Raw genomic sequence first — 12,339 nt, forward strand, 5'->3', positions numbered from 1 at the left:
AGGAAGGCGCTAGAAGGCCCGCAAACCGACCGGCACGCCGGCCGGGTCCGCGATGGATCACGACGAAAAGGCAGTGAAGATGGAACCGATCCAGGCCGCGCAGGCCCTTGATTTCTCGCTGATGGCGCTGTTCCTGCGCGCCTCGCTGACGGTGCAGGCGGTGATGGTGCTGCTGATCATCGCCTCGGTCTGGTCCTGGGCGATCATCATCCAGAAGTTTCTGGTTTTCGCCCATGCCCGCAGGGAGGCCGCGCGTTTCGACCGCGCCTTCTGGTCGGGCGAGCCGCTGGACGACCTGTATGACCGGCTGGGCGACCGCCCCTCGGGCGCGTCGGAACGGATCTTCGCGGCGGGCATGACCGAATGGCGCCGCAGCCACCGCGATGACGGCGCGCTGATCCCCGGCGGCCCGGCCCGCATCGACCGCGCCATGAACGTCGCCATCCAGCGCGAGGAAGCGCGGCTGTTCCGGGGCCTGTCCTTCCTGGCCACCGTCGGATCCACCGCGCCCTTCATCGGCCTGTTCGGCACCGTCTGGGGGATCAAGACCGCCTTCGAAGGCATCGCCATGTCCCAGGACACCAGCCTTGCCGTGGTCGCCCCCGGCATCGCCGAGGCGCTGCTGGCGACCGCGCTCGGCCTGCTGGCCGCGATCCCGGCGGTGGTCTTCTACAACAAGCTGTCGGGCGACGCGGAACGGGTGACCGGCAACTGGGAGGCCTTCGCCGACGAATTCTCGACCCTGCTGTCGCGCCAGATGGACGAGGCCTGAGCATGTCAACCGCTGTCGTCAAGCGGGTCAGCCGCAAGGGCCGGGGTCGCCGCCGCAACGCGCCGATGTCGGAGATCAACGTCACCCCCTTCGTGGACGTGATGCTGGTGCTGCTGGTGATCTTCATGGTCGCGGCGCCGCTGATGACGGCGGGCGTGCCGCTGAACCTGCCGCAGACCGCCGCCACCGCCGTGCCGACCGAACCCGAGGAGCCGCTGGTCATCTCGATTCCCGCCGATGGCGACGTGACGCTGATGGATGCGCCGGTGGCGCAGGACCAGATCGTCACCCGGCTGCGCGAAATCCTGGCCACGCGCGAAAGCCAGCGGGTGTTCCTGCGGGCCGACGGGACGATCCCCTATGCCCGCGTCGTCCAGGTGATGGGCGCACTGAACGCGGCGGGCCTGTCCGACATCGTGCTGGTCACGGATACCGGCGGGCCGAGGATGGACGGCTGAGGCGATGGACGAACGCGACGGGCGCATCGGCTGGTGGGTTTCAGGATCGGCGCATGGGGCGCTGATCCTGTGGGCGATCCTGGGCGGGGTGTTCTTCCGCCCGCAGCCCTCGACACCGCTGCGCACGACCGAGGTCGCCACCATGAGCGGGGCCGAGTTCGAGGCGCTTGCCGCCGCATCGCGCGGGGCCGGTCCGGTGGGGCGCGACGCCACGGCGGTGGCGACGATGCCCGCCCCCGCGGATGCCGACGCCGCGGCCCAGGCCCCCGCCGCCGCCAGCCGGCCCGATGCGCAGGAGGCCGCGCAGGATCTGGCCCAGCCCGACCGGCCCGAGGCGCGGCCCGACCTGTCCGATTTCGCCCGCCCCGATCCGGTCGCGGTCGCCACCGATCTGGGCGCCCCGGCGCAAAACCAGACGGCAGCGGACGCGGTCCCGGCGGCTCCGCAGCCCGAGACCCCGCCCGATGCCGCGCCCGCCGCGCAGCCGGTGGCGCCCCGGTCGGAACTGGCTCTGGATCGTTCGGCCCTGCCCCGGCTGCGGCCCGAAGGTCTGGTCGAGCAGCGCAATGCCCGCCTTGCCCGGCAGGAGGCCGAACGCCAGGCCGCGGCCGAGGCCGCCCGCGCGGAAGCCGAAGCCGCCGCAGCGGCCGCCGAGGAACGCCGCCTGACCGCCGAGCGGGAAGCGGCCGAGGAAGCGCGCCGGGCCGAGCGCGCCGCCGCCGAGGAGGCAGAGCGGCAGGCCCAGGCGGAAGCCGAGGCCGAGGCCGAACGGCAGGCTGCCGAGGAACGGCGCCAGGCGGCGGAACGCCGAGAGGCCGCCGAACGCGAGGCCCGCGAACAGCGCGAAGCCGAGGCCGCGCGCGCCGAGGAAGACCGCCGTGCAGCAGAGGCCGAGCGTGCCGCCGAGGAACGTCGCGCGGCGGCCGAGCGTCGGGAGGCCGAGGAACGCCGGGCGGCAGAGGCCGCCGAGGCGGAACGGCGCGAAGCCGAGGCCCGCGAGGCCGCAGCCGAACGCGAAGCCGAGGAACGCCGCGCCGCCGCCGAACGGGAGGCCGCCGAACGCGCCGAGGCCGAGCGGCGTGCCGAGGAAGAACGCCGCGCCGCCGCCGAACGAGAGGCCGCCGAACGCGCCGAAGCCGACCGCCAGGCCGAGGCCGCGCGCCAGCAGGCGCTGGAGGACGCGCTGCGCGAGGCGCAGGACGGCAATGCCGGGGCCGAGGGCACGGATACCGCCTCGACCGGGGACGCGGCGGGCGGCAACAGCCAGATGATCGACGGCGGGTCGGGCGCCTCGGCCGCGCAGGATCCGCTGGCGGCGGCTTTGGCCGGGGCGATGTCGGGCGGCGGCGCCACGGACAGCCCGTCCGGCGGGGCGGCGGGTGTCGAGCCGATGCAGCTTGCCCCCTCGGCCATCCGCCCGGCTCCGCTGGACGGCGGCATCGACATGTCCAGCCTGTCGCAGGCCCAGCCGCTGTCGCTGGCCGAAAAGGACGCCTTCCGCGCGGCGCTGCGCCAATGCTGGAACGAAGGCGCGCTGTCGGTCGAGGCGCGGCGGATGTCGGTCTCGGTCGCGTTCAGCATGACCGCCGACGGCAGGCCGATCGCGGCCAGCCTGCGCATGGCGGGTTACCGGGGCGGGCCGGAATCGGGGGCCGACCACGCCTTCCAGGTCGCCCGGCGCGCGATCATGATGTGCGGGGGCGCGGGTTTCCCGCTGCCCTTCGACAAATACAGCCGCTGGCGCGATGTCGTGGTCGAGTTTCGCCCCGACGGTATCGGATTTGACTGAGGCCGGTTTCCCGGTCCCGTCGCAAGGATGATGAGGATATGATGCTTCGGACGCTGACCCTGACCCTGTCGATGGCCCTTGCCGCCGCATCGGCCGCCCTGCCCGCCCTGGCGCAGGACGGCCCCCTGAGGATCGAGATCACCGACGGCGTGACCGAACCGATGGCCATCGCCATTCCCGCCTTCCACGGCGACGCCGCCGTGGCCCAGCGGATCCGCGACGTGGTGGCCGCCGACCTGACCGGCACCGGGCTGTTCCGCGAAATCCCCCGCGACGCCCAGGTCGCCCGCCCCGGCAGCTTCGGCGAGGCCATCGCCTATGAGGACTGGCGCTCCGTCAGCGCCCAGGCTCTCGTATCCGCCGAGGTCACGCAATCGGGCGAGGCGATCAGCGTCAAGTTCCGGCTGTTCGACGTCTATGCGGGCCAGGCCCAGGGCGACGGGATGCAGTTCGACGCCCGCGCCGGTGACTGGCGGCGCGCGGCGCACAAGATCGCCGACCAGATCTATGCCCGGCTGACCGGCGAACAGCCCTATTTCGACAGCCGGGTGGCCTTCGTGCAGGAAACCGGTCCCAAGGATGCGCGGATCAAGCGGATCGGGGTAATGGATTATGACGGCCAGAACATCCTGTGGATGACCGACAGTTCCTCGCTGGTGCTGGCGCCGCAGTTTTCCCGCGACGGGCGGCGGCTGGTCTATACCAGCTTCGACAGCGGCTTCCCGCAGATCCGGGTGATGGAGGTGGCGACCGTCACCTCCCGCGCGCTGACGCAGGACGCCGACAGCATGGCGTTCTCGCCCCGCTTCAGCCCGGACGGGCGCTGGATCGCCTATTCCCGCGAACAGGGCGGCAATACCGACATCTGGCTGATGGACGCGGCATCCGGGGCGCAGCGCCCGCTGGTGCAGTCGCCCGCCATCGACACCGCGCCCAGCTTCAGCCCGGACGGGCAGCGGATCGTGTTCGAATCCGACCGGTCCGGCAATCCGCAGCTGTATGTCGTGGGCGTCGGCGGGGGCGAGCCGACCCGGATCAGCTTCGGCGACGGGCGCTTCGGGTCGCCCGCCTGGTCGCCCAAGGGCGATCTGATCGCCTTCACCAAGCAGGTGGGCGAACGGTTCCACATCGCCACGATGCGCGTCGACGGATCGGGCGAAAAGACCCTGACCGAATCTTTCCTTGACGAGTCCCCCACCTGGGCACCCAATGGCCGCGTGGTGATGTTCACGCGGGTCGCGCCGGGCGGGAATGGCCAGCCGCGCCTGCATTCCGTGGACATCACCGGGCGCAATATGCGACCGCTGAGCCTTGACTTTGCCGCCTCGGATCCCTCTTGGGGTCCATTGATGCCCTGAAGCCCGCACCGGAACACCGACCGGAAGGATGACCCGATGATCGCCTGGAAAAAGCCTGTCGCCGCCGCCCTGCTGCTGGCCCTTGCCGCCTGCGCGCAACCCGCGCCGCCGGTCACGCAGACCGTGGTCGACCCCTATGCCAACGCCGCGGGCGGGGCGCTGTATCAGGGTCAGTTGGCCGGCGGCACCCTGGGGGCCGAGGCGACGGCGGAATATTTCAACAATACCATCGGCAACACGGTCCTGTTCGCGGCCAACCAGACGGCGCTGACCGGCGACGCCCGCGCGATCCTGGCGCGCCAGGCCGAATGGCTGAACCGGCACACCAACTTCACCGCCGTGGTTCAGGGCCATGCCGAAGAAACGGGCACCCGCGAATACAACCTGGCGCTTGGCGCGCGCCGCGCCAGCGCGGTCCAGGAATACCTCATCGCCCAGGGCGTCGCGTCGGACCGCCTGCGCACGCTGAGCTTTGGCAAGGAACGCCCGCGCGAGGTCTGCTCGGACGAGGCCTGCTATGCCAACAACCGCCGCGCCGTGACCGTGGTCAGCGCCACGGGGGCGGGATCGTGACCCTGCGCGCCATTGCCGCAGCCGTCCTGGCCGTGACGGTGGCGCTGCCTGCGCTGGCGGACGAACCCCGGCTTGCCGATCTGCGGGCGGAATTGTCCGAGATTCGCGGCCAGTTGCAGTCCCTGCGCTCGGAACTGGTCGCCTCGGGCGCGGCGGGGTTCCAGGCGGCGGGCGGGGATGCCGCCATCGACCGCATGAACGCGATGGAGCAGCGGCTGGCGCGGCTGACCGACCGGACCGAGCAGTTGGGAAACCGCATCGACCGGATCGTCGCCGACAGCAACCGCCGTATCGCCGACATGGAATTCCGCCTGTGCGAGATGGACGAGACCTGCGACCTGTCCGCCCTGACCACCCCCGATCCCGGCCGCGTGGCGACCGTGCCCCTGCCTCCGCCGCCCCCCCAGCAGGGCGGCGGCAAGCCTGCCTCCGCAGGCGAGCAGGCTGATTTCGACGCCGCACGGCAGGTCATGGCCAGCGGCGATTTCCGCCGCGCGGCGGAAATGTTCGGCACCGTGGCCGAAACCCATGCCGGGGGCGCGCTGACGGCCGAGGCACTGTTCCTGCGCGGCGCCGCCCTGGACAGCGCGGGCGACGCCAAGGGCGCGGCGGCAGCCTGGCTGGAGGGGTTCTCGGCCGATCCCGACGGTCCGCGCGCCGCCGAAAGCCTGCTGGGCATCGCCCGCGTCATCGAGGCCGAGGGGGACGCCACGGCGGCCTGCCTTTACCTGGCCGAGATCCCCGCCCGCTTTCCCGGATCCCCCTTCGCCGCCGAGGCGGAAACCCGGATGAGCCGCCTTGCCTGCGGCAGCAACGACCTGGAACCTCTGCCCGGCGATGCCGCCCAGGCCGACCTGGCCGAAGGCGAAGGGCAATAGCGCATCCATGTCCCTGCCGCCCGCCGATCCAGCCTTTCGCGTCCATGCAGCCCTGGACCGGCTGGCGGGCGACCTGCCCGCCATCGGCATCGCCGTGTCGGGCGGCGGCGATTCGATCGCCCTGATGCACATGATGGCCGAATGGGGTCGCGGCCGCAGGATCATGGTCGCCACCGTGGATCACGGCCTGCGCCCGGAAAGCACGGCCGAGGCGCGCCAGGTCGGCCGCGCCGCCCGCGCGCTTGACCTGCCCCATGCCACGCTGGTCTGGCAGCGCGGCACCGAGACCGGCAACCTGATGGCCAATGCCCGCGACGCCCGGCTGCGGCTGCTGGCCGGCTGGGCGCAGCGCAACGACCTGCCCGCCGTGGCGCTTGGCCATACGGCGGACGACCAGGCCGAAACCCTGCTGATGCGGCTGGCGCGGGGGTCGGGGATCGACGGGCTGGCCTCGATGGCGGAATGGCGCGACCGATTCGGCATCCGCTGGCTGCGCCCGATGCTGGCGGCCGGGCGGCAGCCGCTGCGCGACTGGCTGCGGGCGCGCGGCATTGGCTGGATCGACGATCCCAGCAACGAGAACGAGGATTTCGACCGCATCCGCATCCGTAAGGCGATCCAGGCGATGGGCCTGGATGTCCCCGCCCTGGCCCGCGCCGCCAACCATATCCAGGAAGCGCGGGACGCCCTGTCCCATTACGCCGCCCATGCCGCGCGCGACGCCGTGGCCCAGGACGGCAGCCTGACCCTGCCGCGCCGCGCCTATGGCGACGCCCCGCCCGAGATTCGCCGCCGCCTGATCGTCGCCGCCTGCCGCTGGATCACCGGGGCCGATTACCCGCCGCGCCGCAACACCGCCCTGCACGCGCTGAACGCCATCGCCACCGGCCACCGGGTCACGCTGGACGGCGCCCTGATCGAGCCCGAGGGCGACCGGATCCGGCTGTTCCGGGAAACCGCCGCCGCCCTGCGCGCCCCCGACGCGTGGAACGGCATCTGGGATAATCGCTGGCATGTCAGCGGCCTCAAGCCTGGCCAGCATGTCGCGGCGCTTGGGCTGGGCCAGGTCGCGCGGGTCAAATGGCGCCTGTCCTGCCTGGGCCGCGACGAGGCCGCCGCCAGCCCCGCCATCTGGGAAGGCGACCGGCTGGTGGCCGCGCCGCTGATCCGCCCGGCGGCGCCCTATGACCTGCGTCCGGTCCGGGTTGCGTCAGATTTCCACAGGCTTGTCATGGCGCATTGAACCTGCCCCGATAATCCCTATTTTCAAGCCAAACCGCTTTCCGCCGGAGGTCCGATTTGGGCAACGCACGCAACCTGGCCTTCTGGGTCGTCCTTTTCCTGATGATCCTGGCGCTGTTCAATCTGTTCAGCGACGGCGCGACGACCATGAACAGCCGGCAGATCAGCTATTCGGACTTCATCCAGCGGGTCGACAACGACCAGATCGCCGCCGTCACCATCGACGGCGAACAGTTGGCCGTCACCGGCACCGACGGCAACCAGTATTCCACGATCCGCCCGCAGGGCGAGGATATCGCCGACCGCCTGATCGCCAAAAGCGTCGATGTGAAGGTCGTGCCGCAGCAGCAGTCCGGCTTCATGTCGCTGCTGGGCGTCTGGCTGCCCTTCATCCTGCTGATCGGCGTGTGGATCTTCTTCATGAACCGGATGCAGGGCGGCGGCAAAGGCGGGGCGATGGGCTTTGGCAAGTCGCGCGCGAAACTCTTGACCGAAAAGCACGGCCGGGTGACCTTCGACGACGTGGCCGGCATCGACGAGGCCAAGGAGGAGCTTGAGGAAATCGTCGAATTCCTGCGCAACCCGCAGAAATTCAGCCGGTTGGGCGGCAAGATCCCGAAAGGCGCGCTGCTGGTCGGCCCTCCGGGCACCGGCAAGACGCTGCTGGCCCGCGCCATCGCCGGTGAGGCGGGCGTGCCCTTCTTCACCATCTCGGGGTCCGACTTCGTGGAAATGTTCGTGGGCGTCGGCGCAAGCCGGGTCCGCGACATGTTCGAACAGGCCAAGAAATCCGCCCCCTGCATCGTCTTCATCGACGAGATCGACGCGGTGGGCCGCGCGCGCGGCGTGGGCATCGGCGGCGGCAACGACGAACGCGAACAGACCCTGAACCAGCTTCTGGTCGAGATGGACGGGTTCGAGGCGAACGAGGGCATCATCATCGTCGCCGCCACCAACCGCCGCGACGTGCTGGACCCCGCCCTGCTGCGACCCGGCCGCTTCGACCGCCAGATCCATGTCCCCAATCCCGACATCAAGGGGCGCGAGAAGATCCTGTCGGTCCATGCCCGCAAGGTGCCGGTCGGTCCCGACGTGGACCTGCGAATCATCGCCCGCGGCACGCCCGGCTTTTCCGGCGCCGACCTGATGAACCTGGTGAACGAGGCCGCGCTGATGGCCGCGCGCATCGGTCGCCGTTTCGTCAGCATGGAAGATTTCGAGAATGCCAAGGACAAGGTGATGCTGGGCGTCGAACGCCGCAGCATGGTTCTGACGCCGGAACAGAAGGAAAAGACCGCCTATCACGAGGCCGGTCACGCCGTGGTTGGCCTGTCCATGCCGAAATGCGATCCGGTCTACAAGGCGACGATCATCCCGCGCGGCGGTGCCCTGGGCATGGTGGTGTCGCTGCCGGAAATGGACCGCCTGAACTTCCACAAGGACGAGGCCAAGCAGAAGCTGGCGATGACCATGGCCGGCAAGGCCGCCGAGATCATCAAGTATGGCGAGGAAGGCGTGTCGAACGGCCCCGCAGGCGACATCCAGCAGGCCAGCCAGCTGGCCCGCGCCATGGTGATGCGCTGGGGGATGTCCGACAAGGTCGGCAATATCGACTATGCCGAGGCGCATGAGGGCTATAACGGCTCGACCGGCGGCTTCTCGATCTCGGCCGCGACCAAGGAACTGATCGAGCAGGAAGTCCGCGACCTGATCGAGGAAGGCTATCAGGAAGCCCGCCGCATCCTGCTGGAAAAATCCGAGGAATTCGAGCGCATGGCCCAGGGCCTTCTGGAATACGAAACCCTGACCGGCGAGGAGATCGGCAAGATCCTGCGCGGCGAACCCTTGGGCGGCGACGACGACACGCCGGGCAGCGTGATCCCCTCGGTCACCGCGATCCCCAAGGCGGGCAAGCCCGCGCCCGGCGGCGATCCCGCCCCGGCATGACACCCGGAACCCCGGCCCTGCGCCGGGGTTTTCCTTTACGCCTTGCACCCCGATGCCGCCCGGTGCATCCCCCTGCCCAGGTGAACGGAGGGGCCGATGCAGATCGACGACATTCCAGACATGGCAACGCTGCGCGCCCATATCGACGCGCTGGACGAACAGCTTGTCGCGCTTCTGGCGCAGCGCCATGCCCTGATCGCCCGCGCCGCCCGGATCAAGGAACAGGTCGGCCTGCCCGCCCGAATCGATGACCGGGTCGAGGAAGTGGTCGCAAATGTCGGCCGCCATGCCGCATCGCGCGGGCTGGACCCCGTGCTGATCCAGACTGTCTGGCGGCAACTGATCGAAGCCGCCATCGCGCAGGAAGATCGCTATCTGAACGGAGACCGCCCGTGACCGCATCGCTGCCCATCACCGCGAAACTGATCGACGGAAAGGCTTTCGCCGCCGCCCTGCGCGCCCGCATCGCGACCCAGGTCGCGGCAATGGCCGCCCAGGGGATTACCCCCGGCCTGGCCGTCGTCCTAGTGGGCGAGGATCCGGCCAGCCAGGTCTATGTCCGGTCCAAGGGCCGCATGACGCGCGAGGTGGGGATGAACTCCTATGAACACCGCCTGCCTGCCGACACGCCCCAAGCCGACCTGCTGGCGCTGATCGACCGGCTGAACGCCGACCCGGCGGTGAACGGCATTCTGGTGCAATTGCCGCTGCCGTCCCATATGGACGAATCCGCCGTCATCAACGCCGTCGACCCGGCCAAGGACGTGGACGGGTTCCACATCCTGAATGTCGGGCTGCTGGCGACGGGGCAGAAGGCGATGGTGCCCTGCACGCCGCTGGGCTGCCTGATGCTGCTGCGCGACCACTTGGGCAGCCTGTCGGGCAGAAACGCCCTGGTGATCGGCCGCAGCAATATCGTCGGCAAGCCGATGGCCCAGCTTCTGCTGCGCGACAGCGCCACGGTGACGGTGGCCCATTCGCGCACCGCGAACCTGCCCGATCTCTGCCGCCAAGCCGATATCGTGGTTGCCGCAGTGGGCCGCGCGCATTTCGTGCAGGGCGACTGGATCAAGCCGGGCGCGACGGTGATCGACGTGGGCATCAACCGCACCGAGGACGGGCTGGTGGGCGATGTCGATTTCGACAGCGCGGCCAGGGTCGCGGATGCGATCACGCCGGTTCCGGGCGGCGTCGGGCCGATGACCATCGCCTGCCTGCTGGCCAATACGCTGACCGCGACCGCGCGCGCCAACGGCCTGCCCGATCCCGACGGCCTGACGCCCTGAGCCCGGCACCGGGGCGCACGGGCCCGCGCCGGGGGCTTCGCGCCCCCCTTGCCTGCTGCCAGGCGGCACGCGCGGCGGGGGCAAAGCCCCCTGCCCTCCGGTCAGCCGTCGAACAGCGTCGCCTGCAACGGCGCGGTCGGCGCGGACAGCCCCAGATGCCGCCAGGCGCCCGCCGTCAACTGCCGCCCGCGCGGCGTGCGGGCGATCAGGCCCTGTTGCAGCAGATAAGGCTCGATCACTTCCTCGATCGCGTCGCGGCTTTCCGACAGCGCCGCCGACAGGGTTTCGACGCCGACCGGGCCGCCGCCGTAATGTTCGGCCATCTGCATCAGATAGCGCCGGTCGGCGCCGTCCAGGCCCAGGTCGTCCACGCCAAGCCGGGTCAGCGCCGTATCGGCGATCTGGCGCGTCAGACGTCCGTCCCCCTCGACCAGGGCAAAATCCACCACCCGGCGCAGCAGCCGCCCCGCGATTCGCGGCGTGCCGCGGGCGCGGCGAGCGATTTCGCGCGTCCCGTCCGGGTCCGCCGCGATACCCATCAGCCGGGCGCCGCGCTGCACGATCAGGTCCAGTTCGGGGATCGTATAAAATTCCAGCCGCGTCGGGATACCGAAACGGTCGCGCAGCGGCGTGGTCAGCAGGCCCAGGCGGGTAGTGGCGCCGACCAGGGTGAAAGGCTGCAACTCGATCCGCACGGTGCGCGCGGCGGGGCCTTCGCCGATCACCAGATCCAGTTCGAAATCCTCCAGGGCGGGATAGAGGATCTCCTCGACCGCCGGGTTCATGCGGTGGATTTCGTCGATGAACAGCACGTCGCGGGCTTCCAGATTGGTCAGGATCGCCGCCAGATCGCCGGACCGCGCCAGCACCGGACCCGAGGTCATGCGGAAGTTCACGCCCAGTTCGCGGGCCATGATCTGCGCCAGCGTGGTCTTGCCCAGGCCCGGCGGGCCGAAGAACAGCGTGTGGTCCATCGCCTTGCCGCGCATCTTGGCGCTTTCGATGAAGACCCGCAGGTTGGCGCGGGCCTCGGCCTGTCCCACGAATTCGGACAGCATCTGCGGGCGCAGGGCGCGGTCTTCAGAGTCGCCCTCGATCGGTTCCGGGCGCAGGGTCGGATCGGGCTGGATCATCCGCGTCCCCAGGGGCCGTCGTCGCGCCCGCTGCGCGGGATGGAGGAGGCGCGTTCGCGCGGCCCGCCATCCATCGCCATCAGCCGGGCGATGCGATCCTCGGTCGCAGGGTGGGTGGCGAACAGGCGGTCCATGCGCAGCCCGTTCAGCGGGTTCACGATGAACATGGCCGCCGCCGCCGGGTTGCGTTCGGCGGGAATGTTCAGCACCCGCCCCGCAAGTTGCGAGATCTTCGCCAGGGCCGAGGCCAGCGCCTGCGGCTGGCCGCTGATTTGCGCGCCGGTCGCATCGGCCTCGTATTCGCGGGCGCGGGAAATCGCCATCTGCACCATCATCGCCGCCAAGGGCGCGAAGATCATCGCCAGGATCGCGCCCAGGCCGCCGCCCCGGTCGTCGCGCCCGCCGGTGAACATCATCATGTTGCCCATCATGGCGATGGCCCCGGCCATGGTCGCGGTGACGGTCATGGTCAGCGTGTCGCGATGCTTGATATGGGCCAGTTCATGCGCGATCACGCCCGCAAGCTCATCCCGCGACAGGCTGCGGACCAGACCCTGCGTCACCGCCACGGCGGAGTTTTCGGGATTGCGGCCGGTAGCGAAGGCGTTGGGCTGTTCGGTGGGCAGCAGATACAGCTTGGGCATCGGCAGATCCGCCCGCCGGGCCAGTTCGGCGGTCAGCGCATAAAGATCGCCCCCCTGCTGCGGCGACAGTTCGACCGCGCCCTGCTGGCGCAGCACCATCTTGTCGCTGTTCCACCAGGAAAAGACGTTCATGCCGCCCGCCAGCAGCAGGGCGATCACCGCGCCGCCCTGCCCGCCCAGCATCCAGCCAAGCGCCATGACCAGGGCGGTCATGGCGGCCATCAGGATAAAGACCTTTGCGTTCCCGTGCATCAAGCGC

12 protein-coding genes are annotated in these 12,339 nt (G+C 70.2%); 10 read left to right on the forward strand and 2 right to left on the reverse strand.

Annotation, left to right across the window (positions count from 1 at the left end; all coding sequences use genetic code 11):
• Nucleotides 1-79 precede the first annotated feature (79 nt).
• The 10 genes from tolQ (at nucleotide 80) to folD (ending at nucleotide 10,303) form a co-directional block, all read left to right on the forward strand.
• A complete protein-coding gene (tolQ, locus tag PXD02_RS13090) occupies nucleotides 80-772 on the forward strand; it encodes a protein TolQ (protein WP_473092026.1) in 693 nt (230 codons plus the stop codon).
• 2 nt (nucleotides 773-774) lie between these two features.
• On the forward strand, nucleotides 775-1,230 hold the full coding sequence (locus PXD02_RS13095) for an ExbD/TolR family protein (protein WP_275104286.1): 456 nt from the start codon (nucleotides 775-777) through the stop codon (nucleotides 1,228-1,230).
• Between the two features lie 4 nt (nucleotides 1,231-1,234).
• Complete coding sequence (locus tag PXD02_RS13100) at nucleotides 1,235-3,019, forward strand: protein TolA (protein ID WP_275104287.1); 1,785 nt, start codon at nucleotides 1,235-1,237, stop codon at nucleotides 3,017-3,019.
• Between the two features lie 41 nt (nucleotides 3,020-3,060).
• Nucleotides 3,061-4,377, forward strand: a complete 1,317-nt coding sequence (tolB, locus tag PXD02_RS13105) for a Tol-Pal system beta propeller repeat protein TolB (RefSeq protein WP_275106426.1) — start codon at nucleotides 3,061-3,063, stop codon at nucleotides 4,375-4,377.
• Between the two features lie 36 nt (nucleotides 4,378-4,413).
• Nucleotides 4,414-4,950, forward strand: a complete 537-nt coding sequence (pal, locus tag PXD02_RS13110) for a peptidoglycan-associated lipoprotein Pal (protein WP_126153356.1) — start codon at nucleotides 4,414-4,416, stop codon at nucleotides 4,948-4,950.
• Nucleotides 4,947-5,828 (forward strand): tol-pal system YbgF family protein, encoded by an 882-nt coding sequence (locus PXD02_RS13115; RefSeq protein WP_275104288.1) that lies wholly within the window; start codon nucleotides 4,947-4,949, stop codon nucleotides 5,826-5,828. The genes pal and PXD02_RS13115 overlap by 4 nt, the downstream gene beginning before the upstream one ends.
• A 7-nt stretch (nucleotides 5,829-5,835) precedes the next feature.
• Entirely contained in the window at nucleotides 5,836-7,071 is a 1,236-nt protein-coding gene (gene tilS / locus PXD02_RS13120) for a tRNA lysidine(34) synthetase TilS (protein ID WP_275104289.1), read from the forward strand.
• Between the two features lie 56 nt (nucleotides 7,072-7,127).
• Nucleotides 7,128-9,017: an ATP-dependent zinc metalloprotease FtsH gene (gene ftsH / locus PXD02_RS13125; protein WP_275104290.1), complete on the forward strand. Its 1,890-nt coding sequence runs from the start codon at nucleotides 7,128-7,130 to the stop codon at nucleotides 9,015-9,017.
• A 96-nt stretch (nucleotides 9,018-9,113) separates the two neighbouring features.
• Nucleotides 9,114-9,413, forward strand: a complete 300-nt coding sequence (locus PXD02_RS13130) for a chorismate mutase (protein ID WP_275104291.1) — start codon at nucleotides 9,114-9,116, stop codon at nucleotides 9,411-9,413.
• Nucleotides 9,414-9,427: 14 nt separating this feature from the next.
• On the forward strand, nucleotides 9,428-10,303 hold the full coding sequence (gene folD, locus PXD02_RS13135) for a bifunctional methylenetetrahydrofolate dehydrogenase/methenyltetrahydrofolate cyclohydrolase FolD (protein WP_275106427.1): 876 nt from the start codon (nucleotides 9,428-9,430) through the stop codon (nucleotides 10,301-10,303).
• Between the two features lie 101 nt (nucleotides 10,304-10,404).
• Here folD and ruvB read toward each other — a convergent pair whose 3' ends face one another.
• Together ruvB and htpX are read right to left on the reverse strand one after the other, a co-directional pair.
• A complete protein-coding gene (ruvB, locus tag PXD02_RS13140; protein WP_275104292.1) occupies nucleotides 10,405-11,436 on the reverse strand; it encodes a Holliday junction branch migration DNA helicase RuvB in 1,032 nt (343 codons plus the stop codon).
• Nucleotides 11,433-12,332: a zinc metalloprotease HtpX gene (htpX, locus tag PXD02_RS13145; RefSeq protein ID WP_275104293.1), complete on the reverse strand. Its 900-nt coding sequence runs from the start codon at nucleotides 12,330-12,332 to the stop codon at nucleotides 11,433-11,435. Before htpX ends, ruvB begins: the two co-directional genes overlap by 4 nt.
• Nucleotides 12,333-12,339: the final 7 nt, after the last annotated feature.

Origin of the sequence: Paracoccus sp. S3-43 (assembly GCF_029027965.1) — a bacterium.
Lineage (GTDB): Bacteria > Pseudomonadota > Alphaproteobacteria > Rhodobacterales > Rhodobacteraceae > Paracoccus.

Excerpts from the sequence above, each read along its gene's own strand:
- tolQ (WP_473092026.1), top strand. The coding sequence starts at position 80 with ATGGAACCGATCCAGGCCGCGCAGGCCCTTGATTTCTCGCTGATGGCG.
- tilS (WP_275104289.1), top strand. The coding sequence starts at position 5,836 with ATGTCCCTGCCGCCCGCCGATCCAGCCTTTCGCGTCCATGCAGCCCTG.
- PXD02_RS13100 (WP_275104287.1), top strand. The coding sequence starts at position 1,235 with ATGGACGAACGCGACGGGCGCATCGGCTGGTGGGTTTCAGGATCGGCG.
- htpX (WP_275104293.1), bottom strand. The coding sequence starts at position 12,332 with ATGCACGGGAACGCAAAGGTCTTTATCCTGATGGCCGCCATGACCGCC.
- ruvB (WP_275104292.1), bottom strand. The coding sequence starts at position 11,436 with ATGATCCAGCCCGATCCGACCCTGCGCCCGGAACCGATCGAGGGCGAC.
- PXD02_RS13095 (WP_275104286.1), top strand. The coding sequence starts at position 775 with ATGTCAACCGCTGTCGTCAAGCGGGTCAGCCGCAAGGGCCGGGGTCGC.
- tolB (WP_275106426.1), top strand. The coding sequence starts at position 3,061 with ATGCTTCGGACGCTGACCCTGACCCTGTCGATGGCCCTTGCCGCCGCA.
- pal (WP_126153356.1), top strand. The coding sequence starts at position 4,414 with ATGATCGCCTGGAAAAAGCCTGTCGCCGCCGCCCTGCTGCTGGCCCTT.
- PXD02_RS13130 (WP_275104291.1), top strand. The coding sequence starts at position 9,114 with ATGCAGATCGACGACATTCCAGACATGGCAACGCTGCGCGCCCATATC.